This window comes from Achromobacter sp. LC458 (genome assembly GCF_001005835.2).
Taxonomy (GTDB): Bacteria; Pseudomonadota; Gammaproteobacteria; order Burkholderiales; family Burkholderiaceae_B; genus Achromobacter; species Achromobacter spanius_B.
Window position 1 is genome coordinate 1 of the sequence record NZ_LBHW02000062.1, and the last position, 24,550, is coordinate 24,550.

The 24,550-nt window shown below is 62.1% G+C and carries 26 protein-coding genes, 1 other RNA gene and 1 pseudogene; 13 read left to right on the forward strand and 15 right to left on the reverse strand.

All coding sequences use genetic code 11. The features are described from left to right. A partial coding sequence (locus tag YH64_RS30420) for a hypothetical protein (RefSeq protein WP_221935932.1) occupies positions 1 to 309 on the forward strand: 309 nt, incomplete at its 5' end. 161 nt (positions 310 to 470) lie between these two features. Here the strand turns inward: YH64_RS30420 and YH64_RS28310 are convergent. Further along, positions 471 to 947, reverse strand: coding sequence for an Lrp/AsnC family transcriptional regulator (locus tag YH64_RS28310; protein WP_006221896.1), 477 nt, complete (start codon positions 945 to 947; stop codon positions 471 to 473). A 156-nt stretch (positions 948 to 1,103) separates the two neighbouring features. On the opposite strand from YH64_RS28310, the gene hppD reads away from it, so the two are divergent. Then, positions 1,104 to 2,216, forward strand: coding sequence for a 4-hydroxyphenylpyruvate dioxygenase (hppD, locus tag YH64_RS28315; protein WP_046807628.1), 1,113 nt, complete (start codon positions 1,104 to 1,106; stop codon positions 2,214 to 2,216). Positions 2,217 to 2,330: 114 nt separating this feature from the next. Here the strand turns inward: hppD and msrA are convergent, their stop codons facing one another. From msrA to ilvD, 3 genes are all read right to left on the reverse strand, one after another. After that, positions 2,331 to 2,885, reverse strand: a complete 555-nt coding sequence (gene msrA / locus YH64_RS28320) for a peptide-methionine (S)-S-oxide reductase MsrA (RefSeq protein WP_046807627.1) — start codon at positions 2,883 to 2,885, stop codon at positions 2,331 to 2,333. Between the two features lie 76 nt (positions 2,886 to 2,961). Further along, positions 2,962 to 3,297 (reverse strand): c-type cytochrome, encoded by a 336-nt coding sequence (locus YH64_RS28325; protein WP_046807626.1) that lies wholly within the window; start codon positions 3,295 to 3,297, stop codon positions 2,962 to 2,964. Then, on the reverse strand, positions 3,281 to 4,966 hold the full coding sequence (gene ilvD / locus YH64_RS28330; protein ID WP_143215586.1) for a dihydroxy-acid dehydratase: 1,686 nt from the start codon (positions 4,964 to 4,966) through the stop codon (positions 3,281 to 3,283). Before ilvD ends, YH64_RS28325 begins: the two co-directional genes overlap by 17 nt. A gap of 132 nt (positions 4,967 to 5,098) precedes the next feature. Here ilvD and lgt point away from each other — a divergent pair, with 132 nt between their 5' ends. Continuing rightward, the gene (gene lgt / locus YH64_RS28335; RefSeq protein ID WP_046807624.1) at positions 5,099 to 5,887 is read left to right on the forward strand and encodes a prolipoprotein diacylglyceryl transferase; all 789 of its coding nucleotides are present in this window, start codon (positions 5,099 to 5,101) and stop codon (positions 5,885 to 5,887) included. Here lgt and YH64_RS28340 read toward each other — a convergent pair. The 4 genes from YH64_RS28340 to YH64_RS28355 all read right to left on the reverse strand — a co-directional run bounded on the left by YH64_RS28340 (position 5,862) and on the right by YH64_RS28355 (position 7,693). After that, positions 5,862 to 6,626 carry an SIMPL domain-containing protein gene (locus tag YH64_RS28340; protein ID WP_046807623.1) on the reverse strand — a complete coding sequence of 255 codons (765 nt, stop codon included), beginning with the start codon at positions 6,624 to 6,626 and terminating at the stop codon, positions 5,862 to 5,864. The genes lgt and YH64_RS28340 overlap by 26 nt on opposite strands. Positions 6,627 to 6,718: 92 nt before the next feature. After that, a non-coding RNA gene (gene ssrS / locus YH64_RS28345) (6S RNA) lies at positions 6,719 to 6,903 on the reverse strand. Between the two features lie 32 nt (positions 6,904 to 6,935). Then, positions 6,936 to 7,247, reverse strand: coding sequence for a cell division protein ZapA (locus tag YH64_RS28350; RefSeq protein WP_006217444.1), 312 nt, complete (start codon positions 7,245 to 7,247; stop codon positions 6,936 to 6,938). Next, positions 7,247 to 7,693 (reverse strand): hypothetical protein, encoded by a 447-nt coding sequence (locus YH64_RS28355; RefSeq protein ID WP_046807622.1) that lies wholly within the window; start codon positions 7,691 to 7,693, stop codon positions 7,247 to 7,249. Before YH64_RS28355 ends, YH64_RS28350 begins: the two co-directional genes overlap by 1 nt. A 480-nt stretch (positions 7,694 to 8,173) precedes the next feature. On the opposite strand from YH64_RS28355, the gene YH64_RS28360 reads away from it, so the two are divergent. The 4 genes from YH64_RS28360 (at position 8,174) to YH64_RS28375 (ending at position 12,907) form a co-directional block, all read left to right on the forward strand. Further along, complete coding sequence (locus YH64_RS28360) at positions 8,174 to 8,638, forward strand: tripartite tricarboxylate transporter TctB family protein (protein ID WP_046807621.1); 465 nt, start codon at positions 8,174 to 8,176, stop codon at positions 8,636 to 8,638. Positions 8,639 to 8,651: 13 nt separating this feature from the next. Continuing rightward, entirely contained in the window at positions 8,652 to 10,157 is a 1,506-nt protein-coding gene (locus YH64_RS28365; RefSeq protein ID WP_046807620.1) for a tripartite tricarboxylate transporter permease, read from the forward strand. Between the two features lie 181 nt (positions 10,158 to 10,338). Further along, complete coding sequence (locus YH64_RS28370; protein WP_046807619.1) at positions 10,339 to 11,943, forward strand: gamma-glutamyltransferase family protein; 1,605 nt, start codon at positions 10,339 to 10,341, stop codon at positions 11,941 to 11,943. Positions 11,944 to 12,001: 58 nt separating this feature from the next. Beyond that, positions 12,002 to 12,907 carry an NAD(P)-dependent oxidoreductase gene (locus tag YH64_RS28375; protein ID WP_046807618.1) on the forward strand — a complete coding sequence of 302 codons (906 nt, stop codon included), beginning with the start codon at positions 12,002 to 12,004 and terminating at the stop codon, positions 12,905 to 12,907. A gap of 122 nt (positions 12,908 to 13,029) precedes the next feature. Here the strand turns inward: YH64_RS28375 and YH64_RS28380 are convergent, their stop codons facing one another. After that, complete coding sequence (locus tag YH64_RS28380) at positions 13,030 to 13,659, reverse strand: FMN-dependent NADH-azoreductase (protein WP_046807617.1); 630 nt, start codon at positions 13,657 to 13,659, stop codon at positions 13,030 to 13,032. A gap of 199 nt (positions 13,660 to 13,858) precedes the next feature. On the opposite strand from YH64_RS28380, the gene YH64_RS28385 reads away from it, so the two are divergent. Continuing rightward, entirely contained in the window at positions 13,859 to 14,794 is a 936-nt protein-coding gene (locus tag YH64_RS28385; RefSeq protein ID WP_046807616.1) for a LysR family transcriptional regulator, read from the forward strand. On the opposite strand, the gene YH64_RS28390 is transcribed toward YH64_RS28385, so the two are convergent. The 6 genes from YH64_RS28390 to YH64_RS28415 all read right to left on the reverse strand — a co-directional run bounded on the left by YH64_RS28390 (position 14,788) and on the right by YH64_RS28415 (position 20,864). Next, positions 14,788 to 15,717, reverse strand: a complete 930-nt coding sequence (locus tag YH64_RS28390; RefSeq protein WP_046807615.1) for a glyoxylate/hydroxypyruvate reductase A — start codon at positions 15,715 to 15,717, stop codon at positions 14,788 to 14,790. The two genes, YH64_RS28385 and YH64_RS28390, sit on opposite strands and share 7 nt — an antisense overlap. Before the next feature lie 111 nt (positions 15,718 to 15,828). Continuing rightward, on the reverse strand, positions 15,829 to 17,358 hold the full coding sequence (locus YH64_RS28395; RefSeq protein ID WP_046807614.1) for a tripartite tricarboxylate transporter permease: 1,530 nt from the start codon (positions 17,356 to 17,358) through the stop codon (positions 15,829 to 15,831). 6 nt (positions 17,359 to 17,364) lie between these two features. Then, positions 17,365 to 17,793: a tripartite tricarboxylate transporter TctB family protein gene (locus YH64_RS28400; RefSeq protein ID WP_046807631.1), complete on the reverse strand. Its 429-nt coding sequence runs from the start codon at positions 17,791 to 17,793 to the stop codon at positions 17,365 to 17,367. Positions 17,794 to 18,091: 298 nt separating this feature from the next. After that, positions 18,092 to 19,594, reverse strand: coding sequence for a sensor histidine kinase (locus YH64_RS28405; RefSeq protein ID WP_046807630.1), 1,503 nt, complete (start codon positions 19,592 to 19,594; stop codon positions 18,092 to 18,094). Positions 19,595 to 19,624: 30 nt separating this feature from the next. Next, entirely contained in the window at positions 19,625 to 20,311 is a 687-nt protein-coding gene (locus YH64_RS28410; RefSeq protein ID WP_046807613.1) for a response regulator, read from the reverse strand. Then, positions 20,292 to 20,864, reverse strand: coding sequence for an RNA pyrophosphohydrolase (locus YH64_RS28415; RefSeq protein WP_006217428.1), 573 nt, complete (start codon positions 20,862 to 20,864; stop codon positions 20,292 to 20,294). Before YH64_RS28415 ends, YH64_RS28410 begins: the two co-directional genes overlap by 20 nt. A gap of 65 nt (positions 20,865 to 20,929) precedes the next feature. Here YH64_RS28415 and YH64_RS28420 point away from each other — a divergent pair, with 65 nt between their 5' ends. From YH64_RS28420 to YH64_RS28440, 5 genes and pseudogenes are all read left to right on the forward strand, one after another. Beyond that, complete coding sequence (locus YH64_RS28420; protein WP_046807612.1) at positions 20,930 to 22,660, forward strand: proline--tRNA ligase; 1,731 nt, start codon at positions 20,930 to 20,932, stop codon at positions 22,658 to 22,660. A 59-nt stretch (positions 22,661 to 22,719) separates the two neighbouring features. After that, positions 22,720 to 23,142 carry a tol-pal system-associated acyl-CoA thioesterase gene (ybgC, locus tag YH64_RS28425; RefSeq protein WP_046807629.1) on the forward strand — a complete coding sequence of 141 codons (423 nt, stop codon included), beginning with the start codon at positions 22,720 to 22,722 and terminating at the stop codon, positions 23,140 to 23,142. Between the two features lie 2 nt (positions 23,143 to 23,144). Beyond that, complete coding sequence (gene tolQ, locus YH64_RS28430; protein ID WP_046807611.1) at positions 23,145 to 23,825, forward strand: protein TolQ; 681 nt, start codon at positions 23,145 to 23,147, stop codon at positions 23,823 to 23,825. Beyond that, complete coding sequence (locus YH64_RS28435) at positions 23,825 to 24,286, forward strand: ExbD/TolR family protein (protein ID WP_039882755.1); 462 nt, start codon at positions 23,825 to 23,827, stop codon at positions 24,284 to 24,286. The genes tolQ and YH64_RS28435 overlap by 1 nt, the downstream gene beginning before the upstream one ends. Before the next feature lie 39 nt (positions 24,287 to 24,325). Then, a pseudogene (locus YH64_RS28440) lies at positions 24,326 to 24,550 on the forward strand (protein TolA); the annotation flags it as partial.

A 24,550-nucleotide genomic window follows, 5' to 3' on the forward strand; every position in this document is an offset into this window, starting at 1 on the left:
GGAAACCAGAGGTCGGTTACTACTCAGGTGGCTTGCGATTTCGATCCAGGTAAACCCTTGCTCGTCATCACCAGCCAAGCCCAAGACTATAGCACGATTTTTGCAGACTGTGCAACTGGCTTTTGCCTGATTTGCACCATTCCTTGCAATCCCGCTTGGCTGCCATCGCTGGCTGCTTGGCGGCAGGCCGGAGCCCGTCGTACTGCTTGGCTTCGCCGTTCAAAAATGTCTGAACTGCGAAGGAGCGAGACTATAGCACGGAATTTTTGGCGTTCCGGCCAAGTTGACACCCGTTTTGCAGAAAAATGAACTTTTAAAGGGACGCACCCTCTTTGAGGCCGTCAGGAGCCATATCTTCGGAACCGTACGGAGGGCACCTAGTGCAGGCCCACGGGGAGCGCCCCTCTATGTCTACAGACGAAGCCTCTATATATAAGGCGTCTATATATAGAGAGGCATCAAAGACGCGCCTACAGACGAAGCTCCGTCGTTTCCTTGATTTGCTGAAGCGCAAAGAAAGAACGCATATCGATGACTGCCGGGTGGCGCATCAGCGTGTCCATTGCGAAGCGTGAAAAATGCGCCAGGTCGGCTACCTGTATCCGGAGAAGGTAGTCCATATCGCCAGACATCGCATAGCACTCGACTACCTCTGGCCACAGCTGTACGTCCCGTGCGAAGTCGCTCATTGGTGCGTGACTGGAACCGCTGTGCTTGTTCAAGCGTATGTTCACGTATGCCAACAGCCCCAGCCCGACCTTCTCGGCATCGATCAGGGCGACGTACTTTTTGATGAAGCCCTTTTCTTCCAGCCGTCGGACCCGTCTCAAGCATGGGCTGGGGGATAAGGAAACGCGGTCAGCCAGTTCCTGGTTGCTTAAGCGACCGTCGCGCTGCAGTTCGGCCAGGATCCTGAGATCTGTCCTGTCAAGCTCGATATCAGACATTTATTGCCCCGAAGTTTTCTATTACAGCAATATTATTGCCGAAGACTGGGGCTTCGAAGCCATCTTTGCAATTGTCTGCCCGTCGATCCTACCTACAATCTCGTTCTAGACTTGAAGAACAAGTCGTCCTGAAAAATGATGCAAGGGAGCAGACATATGAGCAGCGCATTTCAACCGTGGGACAACCCAATGGGCACCGCCGGGTTCGAGTTCATTGAGTACGCCGCGCCGGACCCCGCCGCGTTGCGCAAGGTGTTCGAGCTGCTTGGCTTCAAAGCCATCGCCAAGCACCGCCACAAGGATGTCACGCTTTATCGCCAGGGCGGCGTCAACTTCCTGATCAACGCCGAGCCGGATTCCTTTGCACAACGCTTCGCGCGACTGCACGGTCCGTCGATCTGTGCGATCGGTTTTCGCGTGCAAGACGCCAATGCGGCATACAAGCGCGCCTTGGAGCTGGGTGCGTGGGGCTTCGACTCGCACAGTGGTCCGATGGAATTGAACATCCCCGCCATCAAGGGCATCGGCGATTCGCTGATTTACCTGGTTGACCGCTGGACCGGCAAGGAAGGCCACGGCGGTATTGGCGACATCAGCATCTATGACGTGGACTTCGTGCCCGTGGACCCGGACAACGCGCAGGCCGACCTGAACCATCGCGGCGCGGGCCTGACGCTGGTGGATCACCTGACGCACAACGTGCACAAGGGCCGCATGGCCGAGTGGTCGGAGTTCTACGAGCGCCTGTTCAATTTCCGCGAAGTGCGCTACTTCGATATCGAAGGCAAGGTGACGGGCGTGAAGTCGAAGGCCATGACTTCACCTTGCGGCAACATCCGCATTCCGATCAACGAAGAAGGCACGGAAGAGAAAGGACAGATCCAGGAGTATCTGGACCTGTACCGCGGCGAAGGCATCCAGCATATCGCGATGGCCACGGATGACATCTACAGCACCATTGAGGCGCTGCGCGAGTCGGGCGTCGTGTTTCTGGATACGCCGGAAACGTACTACGAGCTGCTGGATCGCCGCCTGCCCAACCACGGCGAAGACGTTGCCCGCCTGCAGAAAAACCGCATCTTGTTGGACGGCGCGCCGGGTGGTGGCCTGCTGCTGCAGATATTCACGGAAAACCAGATCGGGCCGATCTTCTTTGAGATCATTCAGCGCAAGGGCAACGACGGATTTGGCGAAGGCAATTTCAAGGCCTTGTTCGAATCGATCGAGCTGGACCAGATGCGCCGTGGCGTTGTGAAGAACGTCGAGTAATCGCTTCCCCTGCCGGCGCGCGGTGCTCATGCAGCGGCGCCGGCTTTGAAGCCTCACCAAATGGTGAGGTTTTTTTTGCCCGCGGCACACGCGCGGGCACCGGCGAAGATGGGCTCAGCGCTTCAGGCGATCCTGGAATTGCTTGCGGAACTTCGCGACCTTGGGCGCGATCACGAACTGGCAATAGCCTTGTTCGGGATGCAAAGCAAAGTAATTGCTGTGGTAGTCCTCGGCTTGCCAGAACCGGGCAGGCGGCAGCAACTTGGTGACAATGGGCGCGTCATACACCTGCTGCGCCTCCACCTCGGCGATGACCGCTTCGGCCTGCTCGCGCTGCGACTCGTTCTGCCAGAAGATGGCCGACTCGTACTGCGGGCCAATGTCATTGCCCTGGCGCCCCGGCGTGGTGGGATCGTGGGTAGCGAAAAACACACGCAGCAAATCGCTGAACGACAACTCCGACGGGTCGAATTCGATTCGGGCCACTTCGATATGCCCGGTCTCTTTGCCGCACACTTGCTCGTAGCTGGGGTTGTCGACGTGCCCGCCGCTGTAGCCGGGCAAGACGCTTTTGACTCCACGCAGATCGGCGAAGACCGCTTCGACGCACCAGAAGCAGCCGCCGCCAAGGACGGCGACCTCGTTGCCGGGGGAAGGTTGTTCTGCCATGACGATTCCTCTCTTATAGGCGACCCGTTCGTGGGCCGCGCCCCCGCGCATCGTGCGCGGGACGTAAAGATTAAGACTACTGCTTGGCGGGCGCCAGCGACAATATCCATTCGGCCAGCAGGCGGGCGTCTTCCTGGCTGACATGCGTTTGGGCAGGCATGGGAACCGCGCCCCACGCGCCACGACCGCCACCGCGAATCTTGCCGGCCAGGTAATCCACCATGGCGTCGCCCTGCCCGGCATAACGTTCCGCCACGCTCTTCAGCGGAGGCCCCACGCGCTTGGCTTCTACTTGATGGCAGGCCATACAGGCCTTGCTTTTGGCCAAATCCAGGCCGGTGGTTTGTGCCTGGACCGCGCCCGCGCTCAACACGCAGGCGGCGGCCACCCACAGACTAATCTTCAAATGCATCGGTAACTGCCCCACGGCTCGCGGTGCTGGCGAGCTTGCCGAATTTGGCAAGCACACCGCGTGTATAACGCGGCTTGGGCTGGACCCAGGCCTGGCGACGAGCCGCCAGGTCTTCGTCGCTGATGTTCAACTGCAGCAGCAGTTTGTGGGCATCGATGGTAACCGAATCGCCTTCCTGGATCAGGGCGATCGGGCCGCCAACGAAGGCTTCAGGCGCGACGTGGCCGACCACCATACCCCACGTGCCGCCGGAAAAACGGCCATCGGTGATGAGCCCGACCGTTTCGCCCAGGCCCTGCCCCACCAGGGCAGACGTAGGCGCCAACATTTCGCGCATGCCGGGCCCACCCTTGGGACCTTCATAGCGGATGACAACGACGTCACCATCCTTGATCTGCCGCGCCATGATGGCCGTCATCGCGTCATCTTCGGAATCGAAGACGCGTGCCGGGCCGGTCATGACGGGATTTTTCAGCCCCGTGATCTTGGCCACACAGCCTTCCGGCGACAAATTGCCCTTGAGAATCGCCAGATGCCCTTGCGGATACAGCGCGCGGTCCAGCGGCATGATGACGTCCTGATCCCCGCCTGGCGTATCGGGTACATCCGCCAGCGTCTCTGCGATGGTCTTGCCGGTGATGGTAATGCAGTCGCCATGCAAGAGGCCGGCATTAAGCAGCAGCTTCATGACCTGCGGAATGCCGCCCGCACGATGCAGATCGGTGGCGACGTATTTGCCCGACGGCTTCAAGTCGCACAGAACGGGAACACGCTTGCGGATCCGTTCGAAGTCGTCGATGGTCCACGGCACCTCGGCGGCATGAGCAATAGCCAGGAAGTGCAGCACGGCATTGGTCGAGCCGCCAGTGGCCATGATGACGGACACGGCATTTTCAATGGACTCGCGCGTAATGATGTCGCGCGGTCGAAGATTGCGCCGCACCGCATCGACCAGGACACGCGCCGACTCGGCGGCCGACACGACTTTCTCGTCGTCCTCGTTGGCCATCGTGCTGGAATACGGCAGGCTCATGCCCATGGCTTCGAAGGCCGAGCTCATGGTGTTGGCGGTGTACATGCCGCCACAGGAACCCGAGCCAGGTATCGCGCATTTTTCGATTTGCTTGAAGTCGGCTTCGGGCATGCGCCCCATGGTGTACTCGCCCACTGCCTCAAACACGGACACGATGGTCAGGTCGTTGCCTTTGTAATGGCCGGGCTTGATGGTGCCGCCATAGACGTAGATGCCGGGCACGTTCGTGCGCGCCAGGGCGATCATGCCGCCCGGCATGTTCTTGTCGCAGCCGCCGATGACCACCACGCCATCCATCCACTGGCCTTGCGCAGCGGTCTCGATGCAGTCAGCGATAACTTCGCGCGACACCAGTGAATACTTCATGCCCTCGGTACCCATCGACATGCCATCGGATATGGTGGGCGTGCCAAACACCTGGGGATTCGCGCTGGATGCGCGGATGGCGTCGATGGCCGCGTCCGCCAACCTTTGCAGGCCGCTGTTGCACGGCGTGATCGTGGAATGGCCGTTAGCCACGCCGATCATGGGGTTGTCGAAGTCGGCTTCCTTGTAGCCCAGCGCGTAGTACATGGCGCGGTTGGGCGCGCGCGCGACGCCATGGGTGATGTGGCGGGAACGTTCATTGTTCGGCATGGTCTGTCTCTCCTGTCGGCCGTCGGGGCGCGGACATGGCGAACGCACCCAGGGAGCTGGCTCGCTTGCACGCATGCGAATCTTCAGTGCTCGCCGGTTATTATCATTCAACTTTATTGTGTCGGGCAGAACATGCTGCAATATCCAAAATTCGATCCCGTAGCCCTGCAGATCGGGCCGCTGGCCATTCATTGGTACGGGCTGATGTATCTGGCGGGTTTCGCCCTGGTGTATGTGCTTGGGCGTCGGCGCATCACAAGCGGCCACACCACGTCGCTGAACATGCGCGACCTTGAAGACCTGATTTTTTACAGCGTGCTGGGCGTGGTGCTGGGCGGCCGGCTTGGCTATGTGCTGTTCTACAAGCCTGCGTACTACTTGGCGCATCCGCTGGAAGTCGCCTATCTATGGCAGGGCGGCATGTCGTTTCACGGCGGGCTGATAGGCGTGATCGTCGTCATGCTGCTGTTCGCCCGCAAGAAGAAGCTGCCGTTTTTCGCCATCAGTGATTTCATCGCGCCGCTGATCCCGCTGGGTCTGGGTTTTGGCCGACTGGGCAACTTCATCAATGGCGAGCTTTGGGGTCGTCCGACCGATGTGCCGTGGGCCATGGTGTTCCCGGACAGCGGCGACGGGCTGGCGCGCCATCCGTCCCAACTGTATGAGCTGGGCCTGGAAGGCATCGTGCTGTTTGCATTGCTGTGGTGGTTTTCCAGCAAGCCGCGCCCGCTGGGGCAGGTTAGCGGGCTGTTCCTGATGGGCTACGGAACGTTCCGCTTCCTGGTGGAATTCACCCGCGAGCCGGACAACTTTCTTGGCCTGCTCGCGGGGGGCTTAAGCATGGGACAGTGGCTGTCCGTGCCGATGGTCGCCTTGGGCGCCATCATGTTCACCCTTACTGCAAAACGATCGTCCCGTTAACAGCGACGCTGACCGTGACGTCTCCCGCTTCCAGCGGGACGTCCGGGCTGAAGCCGCCGGAAGCGTCTTTGGCCATGGCGGCCGCGCCCAGCATGCGCGGCATCGGTACCGGGCCACCCGAACCACCAAGCTCGAGCTTGGACAGGCGATAGCCAGAAAAGCCGAACGCGTTTGCCGCGGCCAGGGCACGATCCTTGAACGCCTGCGCCGCTTCTTTCAGCAGCTTGCGTTCTTCGGCCTCGCGCGCTTCACGCGACAGCGAAAACGCGATGTTCGAGATGGCGGTCTTATCCGATAGCTTGGACGCCAACGCGGCCGCCGCATCGAAGTCCTTGGACTCCAGCACCACTTCGCCCTGGCCTCGCCAAGAACTGATCTTGCCCTTGCTGTTCGTGTTCGGCCACACGTTGAAACCGCCCGTGCGGACGTCAACGCCCTTGGTGTCACGCGCGCGCTTGACGACGTCATCCAGGATGGCCGTCAGCTTCTTGCCCGCCGCAGGCTGATCGGGGGCATCGACTTCAGCAGTCAAAGAAATGCGAACGGTGTCCTGCTTGACCTCGGATGAGGCTGCAGCTTGCAGCGTCATTTCGGGAGAACGATTCGTGGACGATTCCGCTGCTGCGGGCGCCACGGCACCTTGCGCTTGTGCGTATGCCGGTTGCACGGCGGCGATGGCGGCCACGGCTGCGCACGCTGCGCCGAGTTTCGTCAGCGAAAAAACAGGGTGTTTGAACATGGACGGGTCCTAGGAAAGAGGACAGAGGGGAAGAACTTGGGGGATTTTTGGCACCCGACGCGGACCTGCGCTGTTGGCAGGCCCGCTGGGATAGATGCCCCGCCTGTGCCGTCAAGGCCGGCATCTCGAACCCTGAGGTTCAAGGTGGTCGCGTTCCGAAGAGCGTCGGGTTCGTCTACGAGAGACAATCACTCCAGCTCTGCACTCCCGCAACCAATATGCCAAAAGACATAGGTTCAGAGAATGTATGGCCTAGTCACGGACACGGCAGGGACAAACTGAAAATTCTTGAATACCGCTTTATGAACGTTAGAGCAGTTTTTCCTGACCCGACAAGGCGTCATCGAGTACTGCGTTCATGTCCTCAATTCTACGCTTGAAGTCGCCAACCGCCAAACCCCCTAGCGGACCATCGGGCGCTTTCATCGCAAGCAGCTCGCCGGCGACTTGCAAAGCGGCCATGACGGCAATGCGTTCGTTGCTGGAAATCTTGCCGGTTCCCTGGATGCGCAGCATCAACTGGTCGACATGACGCACGGCGGCCATCAACGTGGGCTTCTCTTCAGCAGAGCAAGCCAGTGAATAGTCGCGTCCTAATATGGTTACGTCTACGCGTTCCATCAGTGTTGCTCTCCAGACGGTGCGCCCGGCAGGCGGGCCAGCACGGCGTCAATGCGCTCGCGGGCCGAAGCGGCGGCCACGCGCAAGCGCTGTAGTTCGTTGTCGCGAGATTGCAAGGTGCCTTGCAGTTCGGATTCGCGGGCGGCAAAGCGCGACTCAAGCGCTTGGCGTTCGGCGGATTCGCGGGCAAGCTGCTCGCGCAGGGCAACTTCCGCCTGCTGGGCTTGCTCGAGCATTGCGGTGACGGCGCCGTCGTGATCCTGAAGCTTGGTTTTCAACGTGACGATGTCAGCCTCGCGCTCGGCGGCGCGCTGCTTCAGCACACGCTGTTCAGCTTCGAAGTCGTTCAAGCGTAGGCGCAACGCATCACGCTCTGCGTGGAGTTGGCGGGTGCGTTGCACCAGTTGCCCGATTCGGGCGGCGAGTTGGTCTAGATCTTGCAGCATGGGCGCTATCGTAAACCATCCTGAGGTAGACCGGGCCTCTTCACGCAAGGTGAGAAACCCGGCAATATTCGGTAGGAATTACGGTTGTGATGTCGGCGGCGCGAGGCTAACCGATTCCGGCCCAAGAAGAAAAGTCCCCCTCCTCCAAAATCCCCGCATCCGGCCGATCCGGCTTTCGCATTTCTTTCTATAAACTTTCACTTAGCTTTCAAAAAGCCCTCAATATTCCCGCGCCGTTACATCTCGGGGTCGGGAGTTCCCGAATTCTAGGGAAAACCCCAGCCTTTCACGGACCTTACAGGGTTTGCAGCGTGGCAGGCGTCCATTACCATTCGCCCTTTCAAGAAACCACGCCGTCGCTTTCAGAATAACTAATGGCACCCTGAAGTGCCTTTTTTGTGCCTGTCACTCGCCTTTCGGCGAGTCCCCTCCGGCTACAAACTTTTTTATCTACATGCTGTAAACAGGAGCCAACCAATCATGCAGCTACGCAATCGACAGGACTTCTGGTCTGGGGTGATGTTCATCGCCCTTGGACTGGGATTTGCCTGGCAGGCCAGCAGCTACCAAATGGGTACTGCTGCCCGAATGGGCCCAGGGTACTTTCCTTTCTGGCTAGGCATTGTTCTGGCTTTGCTGGGCGCCATCGTGCTGCTTGGCTCGCTTTCCAAGAAAGCGCAGGAAACGCACGTCGACAAGTTCGACTGGCGCATCGTTTTTCTCGTCGTGGGTTCAGTCGTCTTGTACGGCTTCATCCTCAAGCCGCTGGGCATCTACCTTTCGGTATTCATCCTGGTTGTCGTAAGCAGCCTGGCCAGCCATGAGTTCAGCTTGAAGGTCGCCGTCGCCAACGCGATCTTCCTGGTGGTGTTCTCGTATCTGGCATTCGTCAAGGGGCTGGGGCTGATCTTCCCGCTGTGGCCGTCCTTTCTGGGCATGAACTAAGGAGCAACCGGTCATGGAATTGTTTGACAACCTGATGTTGGGCTTCTCGGTGGCGTTCACGCCCGAGAACCTGGCCTATGCACTGCTGGGCTGCATTCTGGGTACGCTGATTGGCGTGTTGCCCGGTATTGGCCCGGTCCCGACCATCGCGATGCTGCTGCCGATCACGTATGTGTTGCCCCCGATTGCCGGCCTGATCATGCTTGCAGGCATCTATTACGGCGCGCAATACGGCGGCTCGACCACGGCAATTCTTGTGGCGCTGCCAGGGGAAACGTCCGCGGTGGTGACCGTGCTGGACGGCCACCAGATGGCCCGTAACGGCCGTGCCGGTGCCGCCTTGGCTATCGCTGCACTGGGCTCGTTCTTTGCCGGTTGTGTGGCCACGCTGCTGTTGGCCGCGTTCGCGCCTCCGCTGGCTGAAGTGGCCTTCAAGTTCGGCCCCGCCGAGTACTTCTCGCTGATGTGTCTGGGTCTGGTCGGCGCCGTGGTGCTGGCTTCGGGCTCGCTGCCCAAGGCGATCTCGATGATCATCCTGGGCCTGCTGTTGGGCATGGTCGGCACCGACGTCAACTCGGGCGTTGCCCGCTTCGACTTCGGCATCCCCGAACTGCAAGACGGTATCGACTTCGCCATCGTGGCCATGGGTGTGTTCGGCTTTGCCGAAATCATGACCAACCTGGAGCAGAAGGAAAACCGCGTCGACATCACCGACAAGATCGGCTCGCTGTACCCGAACAAGCAGGAATTCAAGGAATCGTACCCGGCAGTGCTGCGCGGTACGGCCCTGGGTTCGGCCCTGGGCATCTTGCCCGGCGGTGGCGCCGTGCTGTCGTCCTTCGCTTCCTACACCCTGGAAAAGAAGATCTCGAAGAATCCGGAACGCTTCGGCAAGGGCCACCCGGCCGGCCTGGCGGGCCCGGAATCGGCGAACAACGCCGCGGCACAAACCTCGTTCATCCCGCTGCTGACGCTGGGTATCCCGGGTAATGCCGTGATGGCGCTGATGGTCGGCGCAATGACGATTCACAACATCCAGCCCGGCCCGCAAGTCATGACGAGCCACCCGGAGCTGTTCTGGGGCCTGATCGCTTCGATGTGGATCGGCAACCTGATGCTGGTGGTGCTGAACCTGCCGCTGATCGGCCTGTGGGTCAAGCTGCTGAAGGTGCCCTACCGCATCCTGTTCCCGGCGATTCTGGTGTTCTGCACGATCGGTGTGTATTCGTTGAACTACAACTCGTTCGACATCTTCACAACGGCTATCTTCGGTGTCATCGGCTACGTCTGGTCGAAGCTGAAGTGCGAAGGCGCACCGCTGCTGCTGGGCCTGGTTCTGGGCCCCATGATGGAAGAAAACTTCCGCCGTGCACTGCTGCTGTCGCGTGGCGATTTCAGCACCTTCGTGACGCGTCCGCTGTCGGCATCGCTGCTGGCCGTGGCCGCCTTCCTGGTGATCCTGGTGGCCCTGCCCGCCATCCGCAAGAAGCGCGAAGAGACCTTCGTCGAAGAAGAGTAAGACGCGAACCCGCCGCCTTGCGCGGCGGTGTCGGCGCGATCCAAACCCCTGGGCTTGTCCCAGGGGTTTTTTTATTGGGCTGACCTGGCGAAAGCTGCCAAAGGCTACGCAGGACTACGCCCCGCCGGATTCGGGAAGCCGCTACGGTAAAGTACGGGTTTACCCCACGCGATGATTCGGCATGAATTTCGACTGGAACAACCCCTACCCCACCACCCGCATTCCCGTTTTCGCCCGCAACGTCGTCGCCACGTCGCAGCCACTGGCGGCGCAGGCGGGCTTGCGCATCCTGGCCCAGGGCGGCAATGCCGTTGACGCGGCCATCGCCACCGCCGCGACCCTCACCCTGACCGAACCGGTCAGCAACGGCCTGGGTTCCGACTGCTTCGCCGTCATCTGGGACGGCGCCAAGCTTCATGGCCTGAATGCCTCCGGTCCCGCCCCCAGCGCCTGGAATGTGGATTATTTTCGGCGCAAGCACCAAGGGGCGATTCCCATGCGCGGCTGGGACAGCGTCACCGTGCCCGGATGCGTGGCCGGCTGGGCCGCCTTGCATGAAAAGTTGGGCAAGCTGCCGTTCGCCGAGGTGTTGGGCCCCGCCATCGAATACGCCGAACGCGGTTACGCCGTGTCTCCCGTCGTGCATGAAAAATGGGCGGCGCAAGCTGACCTGCTACAGCCCCAACCGGGCTTTGCCGACCATTTCCTGCCGCGCGGCCGGGTTCCCCATGTGGGCGAACATTTCGTGTTGGCGGGCGCCGCCGCTACCATCAAGCGCATTGCCGCAACAGGCGGGCGCGATTTCTACGAAGGCGAAACCGCGCACAAGCTGGTGGCACACGCGCAGGCGCACGACGCGGCGCTGACCTTGGCGGACCTGCGCGATTATTCGCCCGAATGGGTAGCGCCCATCAGCCAGCCGTACCGTGGTCATACACTGCACCAGATTCCCCCCAACGGCCAAGGCATCGCGGCCCTGATCGCGCTGGGTATCTTGCAGAATTTCGACCTGGCCGCGCGCCCTGTCGATCATCCCGACACCCAGCATCTGCTGATCGAAGCCATGAAGCTGGCGTTCGCCGACGTTTATGCCCATGTCGCCGACTCCCGCCACATGCGCATGACGCCCGAGCAAATGCTGCGGCCCGATTACCTGGCTGAACGCGCACGCCTGATCAATCGAAACGCGGCCCAGGACTTCCTGTCCGGCCATGCACCGCAAGGCGGCACGGTGTACCTGACCACCGCCGACAAGAGCGGCATGATGGTCAGCTTCATTCAATCGAACTACATGGGCTTCGGTTCGGGAGTGGTGGTGCCGGGCACCGGCGTCAGCCTGCAAAATCGCGGGCACTGCTTCAGCACCCGCCCAGAGCACCCGAATGTGGTGGCCGGCGGCAAGCGCCCTTTTCACACCATCATTCCGGCGTTTCTGATGCGGGACGGCGCGCCGGTAATGAGCTTTGGCGTCATGGGCGGCAACATGCAGCCGCAGGGGCAGGTGCAGACGCTGGTGCGCATGCTGGACTACGGCCAGCAGCCGCAAGCCGCCTGCGACGCACCGCGCTGGAAGTGGAACCACGGGCTGACCATCGACGCCGAAGCCACTCTGTTGCCCGCGGTGGCCCAAGGCCTGCGCGCGCGTGGCCACGTGCTGGAAAGCGTAGACGACCCTTACATGGACTTCGGATCCGGTCAGTTCATCTGGCGGCTGGGGGATCCAGCCGTTGATGGCTATGTCAGCGCCAGCGATAGCCGACGCGATGGACTCGCCGCCGGCTTTTGATTGCGTTAAGGTTAGTGTCCTCGGACAGACCTTACTCACATAGAGCGGAGTTTCCTGCATGGCAACGATCGGTATCAAGAGCTACGACGCGGTCGTAGCCCAGAAAGTCGCTTTTCTCGGCCTGGGCGTCATGGGTCTGCCCATGGCCGGCCACCTGGCCCGCGCGGGCCACACCGTGACGGTGTACAACCGCACGCCCGCCAAGGCGCAAGCCTGGGCCGCTGAATTCGGCGGCCGCCACGCAGCCACGCCACGTGAAGCCGTGGCCGGCGCACAAATCGTGTTTGCCTGCGTGGGCAATGACGACGACCTGCGCAGTGTGGTCCTGGGGCCTGACGGCGCTTTTGCGGGCATGGCGCCGGGCGCCGTGTTCGTCGATCACACCACCGCGTCGGCCGACGTTGCCCGCGAGCTCTACGCACAGGCCAAGGAACTGGGCCTGAACTTCGTGGACGCGCCTGTCTCGGGCGGACAGGCCGGCGCCGTCAACGGCGTTCTGACCATCATGTGCGGCGGCGAAGCCGCGGTGTTCGACGCCATCAAGCCGGTGGCGCAGAGCTTCGGCCGCGCGGTCACGTTGGTAGGCCCCCCGGGCTCTGGCCAATTGGCCAAGATGGTCAACCAGATCTGCATTGCGGGCATCGTGCAGGGCTTGTCCGAAGCCGTGGCGTTTGGGCAGGCTGCCGATCTGGACATGAAGCTGGTGCTGGACGTGATCAGCAAGGGCGCCGCGCAAAGCTGGCAGATGGAGAACCGGGGCGGCACCATGGTCGACGACAAGTTCGAATTCGGATTTGCGGTCGACTGGATGCGCAAGGACTTGGGGTTGGTGCTGGCCGAGGCCCGCAACAACGGCGCCCGTGTGCCGGTGACGGCATTGGTGGACCAGTTTTATGGCGACGTCCAAAAAATGGGCGGGGGTCGCTGGGATACTTCTAGCCTGGTGAAGCGCCTGCGCGACTGAGCGTTGCGCGGGTAACGTCGCCGGAACGCGGCGACAAAAAAGGCGAGCCGGTTGGCTCGCCTTTTGTTTCTACATCATGGCATCACAACATCACGACACACGTGACTGCCTGCATCCCGCGATCAGGCTGCCAGGCCCGCCGGTGCCGAATCCAGGACCAGTGCATCGATGCGCTGCTTGGCCAAGGTCACCCCTTCCAAGGCTGCCACTTCGCCCATCGCCATGCCTTCGGCCGCGATGAACGTCACGGCGTCCATGCCCAGGAAACCCAGCATCTGCCGCAGGTACGGCGTCATCGTGTCGGACGGCGTGCCTTCGGCCTTGCCGCCGCGGGCCGTCAACACGAACACCTGCTTACCCTTGACGAGGCCTTCCGGCACGCCTTCGGGCGTATAACGGAACGTGACGCCAGCGCGGGCCACGTAGTCCAGGTAGCTCTTGAACTGCGCCGGCAAATTGAAGTTGTACACGGGCACGGCGAACACGATGCGGTCGGCTTCCATCAGTTCCGCGACCAGCGAATCGCTCAACTCAACGATGCGTTGCTGTTCCACGGTGCGGGCATCGGCGGGCGTGAACAACGCACCGGCCGTGTTGCCGTCAAAGTACGGAATCGGTTGTGCGCCGATGTCGCGAACTTTCACGCTGGCGGCGGGGTTGGCGGCCTTCAGGCGGGCGATCAGGTGGTCAGCCAATTCCTTGCTGTGCGAACGGTTGCCGAGGATCGAGGAAAGGATAACAAGGGTCTTCATAGCGAATTTCTCCAGTTGGCCCGCCTGGGGCGGGCGTCGGAATCTGACAGCGCCACATCCGGTTCAAAGGGAAATCCGGACTGGGGCTGGGCGCCGGGTGGCGGTGGCAGATCCCGAATGCATGGCGTCACTGTAGACCGGTTCATTATTCGCATAAACCGGGATATGATGAACTGTTCGTTCCAGGAATAGAACAATCATGCAAGATCTAAACGACCTCTATTACTTTTCCCAAGTCGTTGAGCAGGGCGGATTCAGCGCCGCCGCCCGCGCGTTGGACATTCCCAAATCCCGCCTATCCAGGCGGATTTCGCATTTGGAGGAAAGCCTGGGCGTACGCCTGCTGCAACGCACGACACGACGCCTGCGGCTGACTTCCGCCGGGGAACGGTATCTGCACTACTGCCGTGAAATGGCGGCGTCCGCGCGCGCCGCCGACGACGCCATGCGCCAACTGCAAGCGGAACCGGCCGGCCCCGTCATCGTAAGTTGCCCGGTGTCGATTGCGCAGGACGTGCTGGCGCCGCTGTTGCCCGAATTCCTGGATGCGTGGCCGGCAATTTCCGTGCAGTTGCTGGTAACGAACCGGCGGGTTGACCTGATCCGGGAAGGCGTGGACCTGGCGTTGCGAGTCCGAACCAAGCTGGACACCGACGCCGAACTGGTCGTGCGCCATCTGGGCACGGCGCGCGGCACGCTAGTGGCCAGCCCCGGCTACTTGCAGCGCCGGGGCAGCCCGGACACACCGCAAGATCTGGCCTCGCACACCACGTTGAGCTTTTCCGACCCGCAGAACGAAGTGCGATGGCCGCTTCGCAATGACAAGGGCGAAGAAGTGCAGATCGAGCTGAAGCCGCAGCTATCGTGCAACGACTTCATTGTGCTGACCGAAGCAGCCGTGCGTGGGCGTGGCATTGCACTCTTGCCGTCGATCGCCACGCAAGAACAGCTGCGCCGTGGCCAGTTGGTGCCGGTGCTGCCGCAATGGCAATCGCCCGAAGGCATTGTCCATTGCATTTATCCATCGCGGCGGGGCATGATGCCCGCCGTCCGGACGCTGTTGGATTTCCTGTCGCAACGCCTGCCTTCGATGTACCAGCGGCTGGAAAAAGCCGTGACGCCCGCGACTCAGTAGCCGCGCGTGCGTTCGACCACGCCGGTGATGGCCTCGCCGCGCATCAGTTGAGCGACCTTGCCCGCAATCTGCTCGATGCTTTCGTCGCGCAACGTACGGGCCGCGATGTGCGGCGTGACGTGCACGCGCGGGTCGCGCCAGAAAGGATGATCGCGGGGCAGCGGCTCGGTGTGGAAAACGTCAAGCGTCGCGCCGGCGATCTCGCCTTCTTCAAGCATCTGCACCAGATCCTCTTCAACCAGATGCTCGCCACGGCCGACGTTCACCAGGTGCGCCTCGGGCAGCAATTGCGACAGCGTCTCGCGGTTGAGGATGCCGCGCGTGTCGGGCGTCAGTGGCAACACATTGACCAGAAAGCGCGTGCGGGCCAGGAAGGCCGGCAGCGCGGCTTCGCCGGCAAACGATTCGACGCCGGCAATCTCGCGCGGCGACCGTGACCAGCCCGCCACCGGGTAGCCAAATTCCGCCAGGGTTTGCGCCACACGCGCGCCCACCTGACCCAGCCCCAACACGCCCACCGGCCAATCCGACTGTGCGGTGCCTTCTCGCGTGTCCCAATGCTGACGGGCCTGCGCTTCGTCAAACGCCTGGAAATCACGCGACACGCGCAGCAGCGCGTACAACGCATATTCGGCCATCTGCACCGACATGCCGGCGTCTTCCAGGCGCACGATACGCACGTGCTCGGGAATCTCGGGCATCTTCAACAGGGCGTCTACGCCCGCCCCCAGATTGAACAGCGTCGTGATGCCCGTCTCGTGCTTGAAAAGCTCTGCCGGAGGACGCCAGACCAGCGCCACTTCGGCGCCTGACGGCGGGCCATCGGGATTCCACACCGAGATGCGGCACCCGGGCATCGCGGCTTCCAAAGGCGGCACCCAAACGTCGGGATCGTGGTGAGGGCAAGCGAAAAGAATATGCATGTTGGCGGCTCTGCAAGGCGTTTCGGAAACCGCAAGCATGCAGGATGGCGTCACACAAATCAAACGGCCCGGCATGAAGCCGGGCCGTCGTTGTACGGATGCAAGCGCCGCTTAAACCGTTTGCGGCACTTCCGGTTTGGTCTTGTCCTTGCCCTTGCCACGGCGCGCGAACGCCCACACTTGCAGCAGGATCAGCAAGGCGCTGGCGGCGATGAACCACGCGCTGATCGGGCGTTGCACGAACACCATCAGATCCCCGCGCGACAGCAGCAGGGCACGGCGGAAATTCTCTTCCACCATGGGGCCCAGCACGAAGCCCAGCAGGATGGGCGCCACCGAGAATTCCAGCGTCATCAAGATCGCGCCGATCACGCCGAAGGCCAGCACTTCCCAAATCTGGAAGAGACTGTTTTGCGTGCTGAACACGCCCACTGCAATGAAGAACAGCGCGGACGGGAACAGATAGCGGTACGGCACTTGCAGCAGCTTGACCCACACGCCGATCAGCGGCACGTTCAGCACCATCAGCAGCACGTTACCCACCCAGAAGCTGGCGATCAGGCCCCAGAAAATGTCCGGATGCTCGGTGATCAGCTGCGGACCCGGCTGGATGCCCTGGATCAGCAAGGCGCCCAGAATCAACGCCATCACCGCGTCGCCGGGAATGCCCAGGCTCATCGTGGGAATGAAGTCGACCTGCGTCTTCGAGTGCGACGACGCTTCCGGCGACGCCACGCCGGCGATCATGCCGGTGCCGAACTTTTCGGGCGTCTTCGAGATCTTGCGTTCCAGCGCGTAGGCGACGAAGGTGGTGATGGTGGGACCCGTGCCCGGCATGGCGCCAAACAGCGTGCCCACCGCCGTACCACGAACCATCGGCCAGAAAGCCGTCTTCAATTCCTGCTTGGACGGCCGCATGTCGCGAATGCGCAGCTTGGCGCCGCTACCGATGATGGTCATGCGATTGACGCTCATCAGGAAGTCGGCCACGCCGAACAGGCCCATCGAGATCGCGACCAGCTCCAGACCATCGGACAAGTCCAGCAGGCCGAACGAGAAGCGGATGGTACCGGTGTTCACATCCGTGCCGACCACGCCGCACATCAGGCCGAACAGCGTCATCGCCACGCCCTTCAGTGGCGAGCCGCGCGACATCGTCGCGCCCGCCAGCAAGCCCAGCAGCATGATCGAGAAGATCTCGGTCGGGCCGAACTTGAAGGCCACTTCCACCAGCAAGGGCGACGCGAAGATCATGACGATGATGCCGACCGAGGCCGCGAAGAACGAACAGATCATCGTGATGCCCAGCGCGGTCCCTCCCTTGCCTTGTTTGGTCAGGGGGTAGCCGTCAAGGCAGGTGACCGCGTGCGGCGGGTGCGAAGGCAGGTTGAGCAGAATCGCGCCGATGGCGCCACCATATTGCGATCCGTAGAAGATACCGGCCAGCATCAGAATGGCGGGCACGGGCTGCATGACGTAGGTCAGCGGCAACAGGATCGAGATCGCCGACAAGGCGCCCATGCCGGGCAACACGCCGATCAGGTTTCCGACCAGCACGCCAAAGAACGACCACATCAGGTTGTGCCACTGGAACGCAACGCCGAAGCCGTACCAAAGGTCCATCAAAGATTGAGAGATCATGGCGCTTCAACCCCAACGAAACAGCGGCAGCTGCAATTGCAGCGCCCACCAGAAAACGACGACCGCGATCGCGGACATGGCGACCGACAACAGAATTGCTTGCTTGATGGTGTTCTTGCGATCACCCAACGCCGAGATGAATACGATGGCGAAGGTGGCCGGCAGCAGGCCGCCGTAGTGGCCCAGCAGCAGGAACGCCAGGATGCCGAGCAGGATGCAGGCGCTGCCGCGCATGTCCGGCAAACCATGTGCGTGGCCGTCGCCCGGCGCGGGCGGCGTGGCATCGCCCGAGCGCGCGGATATCGCGATCAGCACACCGGTCAACGCCAGCAGGCCACCCAATGCGGCGGGGAAAAACCCGGGTCCCATGTGGCTCAGCGAACCGATGTGATAGTCGGTGCCGCCGTATATCGCCCCCAACCCGATCAGGACCATCAGCGCGCCGCCGTAGTAGTCCTTTCTGTTGATATTTTTTTGCACTTGCTTCCTCCTTCCGGTGCAGGACCGTGCCGGCCCTTGATGCGCCGCTCGACACGAGCCTCGCCCGGCCCTTTACAACGAACCGGAGCGCAGATTACGGAGGGAAGCTGCTAATTCGCTTTCTGTGCGCTGTCGCCTTCCTGAATTCGGGGGTTATCCCTGAGGAGCGGCAACGCGGGAAAGGGGGAAACAAGAAAAAAATTTGAAAGGCGGTAGCCAGCGGGTGGGGCAGGCAGGCGGCAGGCGGTGGGGCTTATTGCTCGCCTTTCAAGTCCATATCAAGCGGACGGGGGTACTGCGAAACCGTCGGCGCCAAGGGTAGCCACAACACCGATGCCAGCCCGACGCCGCCCTGTGCATTGCGCTCGCCGTCCCGCAGTTCGATGTCGCCATCGTTGCGGCGGGCATAGGCCCGCGCAATCGCCAGGCCCAGCCCGGATCCCGATGACGCCACCGGCTTGTCCGTGCCGACCCGCTCAAATCGCGCAAAGGCGCGGCTGCGCAGCACCGGGTCCAGGCCCGGGCCGTTGTCCGACACCGAGACCTCGGCGCGGCTTTCCAGGCGGCTGACCGACACCGTGATGCGAGCGCCCGCGGGCGCGTAGTTGATGGCGTTGTGCACCAGGTTGGACAGCGCTTCATGCAGCTCGGCTTCGTTGCCCGACACCGGGGCGGACGTCTCCTGCCCTTCTTCGGAACCCGCCTGCACCCAGCCCAGGTCCTGCTGCTTTTCGTGCGCCAAGGGCAGGTATTGCAGCACCACTTCGCGCGACACGGCGTTCATGTCAAGCAGTTGGCGCGGCAGGGGTTCCGCCTGGTTGGCATGCGCCAGCGACAGCAGCTGCTCGGTCAAGCGTCGGGTGCGGCCCAGCTGGTCAACGATGGCGCGCAGCCCTTCGCGCGTGCGGGCGGGGTCGCGTTCACGAAGCGCGTATTGCGCCTGGGTCAACATGATGGCCAACGGCGTGCGCAGCTGATGCGAGGCATCGGCCAGAAAATGCGATTGTTCGTCCAGCACACGGCGGTATCGGGCGATGTGGTGATTGACGGCGTCGACCAGCGGCGCCACTTCGCTGGGTACACGAGAGGCGTCCAGCGGGGTCAGGTCATCGGGCCGCCGGTTGCGGATGTCGGCACGCAGGCGCCGCAAGGGCTTGAGCGCCCATGACACGCCCCACCACACCAGCACCACCACCAGCGCCAGCATGCGGGCGTCGCGCAAGATTTCCTGGCGACGCGCGTTGTTCTCGGCTTCGATCCGTTTGCCCGTGCTTTCGGCCACCACCACCATCACTTGCCGATGCAGGCCCTGGTAGTACAGGTCACGCACCACCGCCACGACCCGGACCGGATCGTTACGGTAGACGCCGTCGTAGAAAATAGGTTGGCCGTTAGAGCGGGGCCAGCTTGGAGGCCGCGGCATTTCCGGCATGCCCAACAGGGTCTTGCCCTGCTCGGTGGGCACGGGCGAGCCATCGGGCACCGGCGGGTCCATCTGTTCGATGCGGAAATACTTGCGCAGGCCCGCCCGGGATTCCAGCATGACTTGCGCGTACAGCGGCGTGGCCACTTGCAGATTGCCGTCCGGGGTGAATTCCAGGCTGCTTTCAAGCACGCGCGCAGGCTCGACCAGCGCGCTGTCATAGGCTTCGTTGGTGATCTCGGACAACGTGCGGTAGTCGTTCAGGCTGTCGATGACCAACAGCACCACCACGCCGGGCAGCAGCAAGATGATAAGCAGCGCGCGGATGCCCACACGCGGCAACCCGGGGATCCGCAGGCTCACTTAGGTTTCCGTGGACTCGCTGGCCACGCTTTCCAGCATGTAGCCCAAGCCGCGAACGGTGACGATACGGACGTCGCTGCCGGCCAGTTTCTTACGCAGCCGGTGCAGCACGACCTCGATGGCGTCGGGATTGGCTTCGCTATCGTGCGTGAAGACCTTGCCGAATAGCTGGGATTTGTCCACGGGGTAGCCACTGCGGGTCAGCAATGCCGCCAGGGCGGCATGTTCGCGCGGGGTCAGGAACAGCAGGGAGCCGTCCAATGTGAACGCGCGGCTTTCACTGTCGTAGGACAGCGAGCCGCATTGCAGGCGGGGATGTTGGCGGCCGCGGCTGCGACGCACCAGGGCGGTCAGCCGCGCTTCCAGTTCTTCCAGGGCGAAGGGCTTGGTCAGGAAATCGTCCGCGCCAAGATTCAGCCCGCGCACCCGGTCTTGCAGCGCACCTTGGGCGGTAAGCAGCAAGACCGGCGTGCGGTCGTCGCGGTTGCGCATTTCGCGCAGGACGACCAGACCGTGCTTGTCGGGCAGGCGCAGGTCCATGACGATGGCGTCATATTCCGTGCCCGCCATGAAGGCTTCGGCGGTGCGGGCATCTGCCGCGTGGTCCGGCACAAACCCGCTTTGGGCCAGCGCGCGCATCAACCAGGACGCCATGTCCCGTTCGTCTTCAACCAACAATATGCGCATGACCGTCCGTTCCTTCGGGCAAATTCTCTGCTGCCCGCTGTCCGTGCACGCGTTGGCGCAGATAGCGGGTTTCGTGATGACGCCGAAAGAGGATCGCCGACAACTCGTTCAACGCCTGGGTATAGACGTCGCGCTTGAACTCGATGACAGCGTCCAGGGGCACCCAATACTGGCTCCAGCGCCAGGCATCGAATTCCGGATGCTGCGTCGCGCGCAAGCACACATCGCTGTCACGTCCCACCAGGCGCAACAAGAACCAAATCTGTTTTTGTCCTTTATAGTGGCCACGCCACTCACGCCGGACGAAGTGATCGGGCACGTTATAACGTAACCAATCGCGTGTACGCCCCAAAATACGGACATGCTCGGGCTTCAAGCCCACCTCTTCATGGAGTTCGCGATACATGGCCTGCACCGGGCTTTCGCCATATTTGATGCCGCCCTGGGGGAACTGCCATGCATGTTCCCTGATACGCTTGCCCCAAAAGACCTCGTTTCGACTGTTGACGAGAATGATGCCGACATTGGGGCGGTAGCCTTCGCGGTCAAGCATGGGCCACCCCCACCGAATTCAATACAATTACAGTCGATTATACGTATCTGCTGCCACCTTTAAACATGCGCGCATCCAACTACCACATCAACACCCTCAAAGAAGCCCCTTCCGAAGCCGAAGTCGCCAGCCACCAGCTGATGACCCGGGCCGGGATGATCCGCAAGCTCGCGGGCGGCATCTACACCTACATGCCCCTCGGGCTGAAGATCATCCGCAAGGTCGAGGCGATCGTCCGGGAAGAAATGAACGCGTCGGGCGCCATCGAGCTGCTGATGCCGGTGGTGCAACCCGCCGAACTCTGGCAGGAATCGGGCCGCTGGGAGCAATACGGCGCCGAGCTGCTGCGCATCAAGGATCGGCACCAGCGCGATTTCGTGCTGCAGCCTACGTCCGAGGAAGTCATCACCGACATCGCGCGCAATGAAATTCACAGCTATCGCCAGCTGCCGCTGAATTTCTATCACATCCAGACCAAGTTCCGCGACGAACGCCGTCCGCGCTTCGGGCTGATGCGTGGCCGCGAATTCACAATGAAGGACGCCTATTCGTTTGATCGCGACGAAGCCGGCGCGCTCAAGAGCTACGACACCATGTACGCCGCGTACATGCGTATCTTCGGCCGCCTGGGCCTGCAATTCCGCGCCGTGGCTGCCGATACCGGCTCCATCGGCGGCACGCGCAGCCACGAATTCCAGGTCATTGCCGACACCGGTGAAGACCTGCTGGTCTACAACGCCGAAACCGACTACGCCGCCAACATCGAACTGGCCGAAGCCGTGTCGCTGTATCCCACCCGGGGTGCGGCCACGCAGGCCATGGCCGACGTGGCAACGCCGGGCGCGGCCAAGTGCGAAGACGTGGCCAAGCTGTTGGGGCTGCCGCTGGACAAGACGATCAAATCGATCGTGCTGGCCACCGACGGCGACAAGGGCCGCGTCGACATCTGGCTGCTGCTCTTGCGCGGCGACCACGAACTGAACGAAATCAAGGCGGGCAAGCTGCCCGGCCTGGCGGGCTTCCGCTTTGCCACGGAAAGCGAAATCGTCGAGTACTTCGGCTGCAAGCCGGGCTACCTTGGCCCCGTCAAGACGGCCAAGCCGGTGCACGTGATCGCCGACCGCACGGTCGCCAACATGGCCGATTTCGTCTGCGGCGCCAATAAAGAAGATTTCCACATCCAGGGCGTGAACTGGGGTCGCGACCTGCCCGAGCCCGAACTGGTGGCCGACCTGCGCAACGTCGTCGCGGGCGACCCGTCGCCGGACGGCAAGGGCACGCTGTCCATCCAGCGCGGCATCGAAGTGGGCCACGTCTTCTACCTGGGCAAGAAGTACTCCGAAGCCTTGAAGGCCACGTTCCTGGACGAGACCGGCAAGCCGGCGGTGCTGGAAATGGGCTGCTACGGCATCGGCGTGACCCGCATCGTGGGTGCTGCCATCGAGCAAAACCATGACGCGCGCGGCATCATCTGGCCCCGCGCGATCGCGCCTTTTGAAGTGGTTATCTGCCCGGTGGGCTGGGGCAAAAGTGAAACGGTGCGTGACACCGCGCAGAAGCTCTATGAATCCCTGCTGGCGCGCGGCGTGGACGTCATTCTTGATGACCGCGATGCCCGCCCCGGCGTCATGTTCGCCGAGTGGGAATTGATCGGCGCACCGCTGCGTGTAACAGTTGGAGAACGCGGCTTGAACGATGGTGTGGTGGAATTGCAAGCGCGTCGGGAAACCGAAGCTGCCAAGATTCCGGTAGAGTCCGCGCTTGAAGCGGTGCTGACGAAACTCGACACCCTTTAAACCCTATAGTAGATACGGACTTTACCGCGTCCCGACCCGCTTCATTGCCTACCCGCACCGTGACCGATCCGAAGTCCAACGAATCCCTGCTGCAAGTCCGTGTCTATTACGAAGACACGGATGCGGGCGGGGTGGTTTTCTACGCCAACTACTTGAAATTCCTGGAGCGCGCCCGCACGGAGTGGCTGCGCGCCCTGGGAGTCAACCAGTCCGGGCTGGCCGTTGACGAACAACGCTTATTCGTTGTCCGCTCCTTGGACATGTCCTACCGGAAACCGGCCAAACTGGACGATTTGCTTACCATACGCAGCCGAATCACCAAACTCGGCCGCGCTTCGATACACTTCGCGCAGCGCGCGGAACGCGACGGGGAACTGCTTGCCGAAGGCAACATCCAAGTCTGCTGTGTCGACGCCATTCACATGCGGCCGGCAGAGTTGCCAGCCGCCGTTCGCGCAAAACTGGAATTCATTCAGGAATAACCATGCAAGTCACCAACGACATGTCGTTGCTTTCGCTGATTTCGCACGCCAGCGTGCCGGTCCAGCTGATCATGTTGATGCTGTTGGGCATTTCGATCATGTCCTGGACGTACATTTTCGCCAAGCGCCTTGCCATCAAGCGGGCCCATACCCAAACCCGCCGTTTTGAAGACGACTTCTGGTCGGGCGGCGACTTGTCCATGCTGCAACAGGCCGTGGCGTCGCGCCGCGACGAACAAGGCGCCCTGGCCCGCATCTTCGATGCCGGCATGACCGAATTCCTGAAAGCGCGCCGCGGCAATTCGGCCGGCGACGCCACCGCATTGCTGGACGGCCCGCGCCGCGCCATGCGCGCCGCCTACCAGCGCGAAATGGACGCGCTGGAATCGCACCTGAACTTCCTGGCCTCGGCCGGTTCGGTGTCGCCTTACATCGGCCTGTTGGGTACGGTCTGGGGCATCATGCACGCCTTCATCGGCCTGTCGAACATGCAGCAAGCCACGCTGGCTTCGGTGGCTCCCGGCATCGCCGAAGCGCTGATCGCCACCGCCATCGGCCTGTTTGCCGCCATTCCCGCCGTGGTCGCCTACAACCGCTTCACGAACGACATCGACCGCATCTCGATCCGTTTCGATAGCTTCGTCGACGAATTCCTGAACATTCTGCAACGGCAGGTGCGCTAATGCCCTCGGTAAGCTCACGCGGCAGGTCCGGCCGCCGCATGAAGGCCGACATCAACGTGGTGCCGTACATCGACGTGATGCTGGTGCTGCTGGTCATCTTCATGGTGACCGCTCCGCTGATCACGCCCGGGCTGATCCAGCTGCCTTCCGTTGGCGCGGCCTCGGATGTACCGGTCAAGCCGCTGGAAGTGCAGATCTCTGAAGACGGCAAGATCGCGCTGCGCATGCGCGAGCCCGGCGCAACGATGCAAGACATCGCCCGCCCCGAGCTCGTGGCGCAGGTGCGTTCGCGTATTACCGCGGAAACGCCGGTGGTGATCGCCGCCGACGGCAAGGTGCCCTATGAGACGGTCGTCAAGGTGATGGACGAGCTACGCACCAACGGCATCACCCGCCTGGGCTTGCTGGTGGACCAGTCCGCCGCAGGCACGTCCCAGCCCGCATCCGCGAAAAAACGCTAACGCGCCGCCTTCCGCCGGCTTTGCCGGCATGCAACGCCCATGACGCCACCCATTATTCGACACCGCAGCGGCCCACCGGCCACCCCGCCCAACAACGACAACCGGAATGCGCTCATTCTGGCCGTGGCGGTGCACTTGCTGCTGCTCGTCGCCCTGATTTTTGGCGTGAACTGGCGCACGGAGGCCCCCGGCCCCGTCGAAGTCCAGCTCTGGGCCGACGGCAATTCGCCCGTCGCCCCGCCGCCCACGCCGCAACCCGAACAG